Below are 237 nucleotides of genomic sequence, written 5' to 3' on the forward strand. Positions count from 1 at the left end.
GTGAGACGCTTGTCTTCAAGGATTCACTCAAAGAACTTGAAACGCTCTCCGATTTCACGCCACTCAAAGATGTACTTGTTGAGACTGACTCACTTTGTGAGACACTCGTCTTCAAAGACTCACTCAAGGAACTTGAAACGCTCTCCGATTTCACGGCACTCAAAGACGCACTCGCTGAGGCTGATTGACTTTGTGATTTTGAAACACTCTGTTGAGCTGATAAACTCAAGGAACTTG

Annotated in this window: 1 protein-coding gene; it reads left to right on the plus strand. The window is 44.7% G+C overall.

The window, feature by feature from the left end; genetic code table 11:
* Window positions 1-188: hypothetical protein (locus AX662_RS10630; RefSeq protein WP_197414647.1), on the plus strand; the 188-nt coding region annotated here is incomplete at its 5' end.
* Window positions 189-237: the final 49 nt, after the last annotated feature.

The sequence above is a fragment of the Streptococcus sp. CCH5-D3 genome, assembly GCF_001556435.1.
In the GTDB taxonomy this organism is placed as follows: domain Bacteria; phylum Bacillota; class Bacilli; order Lactobacillales; family Streptococcaceae; genus Streptococcus.